Annotated in this window: 1 protein-coding gene; it reads left to right on the top strand. The window is 51.4% G+C overall.

The annotated features are described in order from the left end of the window. On the top strand, positions 1 to 870 hold an 870-nt coding region (gene mbpB, locus ABUA34_RS14345; RefSeq protein WP_502880279.1), incomplete at its 5' end, for a mobilization protein MbpB. Between the last annotated feature and the right edge of the window lie 71 nt (positions 871 to 941).

Genomic DNA, 941 nt, shown 5'->3' with positions numbered 1-941 from the left:
CGGTGGTCGCCAGTACCGGGAAGTGTTCGAGGAGAACCGGGAACTAATTACAGAGCTCAAAAAAATACTCTCACGATGATAGGGAAAGGGAAAAGCATATCACATGGTGTGGCGGCATTGGAGTACGACCTCGCCAAAGAGATAAACGGGCAGGCAGTAGCCACCGAGATAGCCCGGCATGAACTTTATGGGTGTACTGGTGCGGAAATGGTGCAGGAAATGAAACCGTATCACATTGATTTTCCGAACGTAAAAAACAACTGCCTACGTTTCGAGGTCAGCCCCTCGATAGAGGAAAGCGCCACCTTTACGGATGCGGACTGGGCGGAACTTGGTAACGACTTCATGCAGCGCATGGGGTTGGCGAACCACCAGTACATCATCATCCGGCACAGCGGTACGGAGAGCAAGAAAGAGCAAGCCCACCTGCACATACTGGCAAACCGGGTTTCCCTTTCCGGGGAACTGTACCGGGACAACTGGGTAGGGAAAAAGGCAACGGAAGCCGCCAATGCCATAGCCAAGGAACGGAACTTTGTACAGTCGCAGGACATTGGCAAAGTCAACAAAGCGGAAATCAAGGAAGCCATGGACGGCGTATTGAAGAAGATGCAGGGCTTTGACTTTACCAAATTCAAGGAAGAACTTGGTAAGAGAGGTTTTAAAGTCCGGGAAGCCAGGGCAAGCACCGGGAAACTTAACGGCTACTATGTCACAGCCCGAAGCGGTACGGAGTATAAGGCAAGCGAGATAGGGAAAGGCTACACTCTCGCCCATATCGAGCGGACACAAAGCAAACTGAAGTGCAACTCAATGAACATATCTCATGGAAACAAACTCACACCCGGAAGCGGCAGCTTCCAACGTTAAGCAGGGACAGTACAGCCCCCGGAAAAGAAAAGATACAACGCCAAGGGTAAACCCGCAGCTTGCGGTAGAAC

It is taken from the genome of Coprococcus sp. RTP21428st1_C9_RTP21428_210409 (genome assembly GCF_040227395.1).
GTDB classification, from domain to species: Bacteria; Bacillota; Clostridia; order Lachnospirales; family Lachnospiraceae; genus Coprococcus; species Coprococcus aceti.
This window is presented reverse-complemented; position numbering and strand designations above follow the sequence as displayed.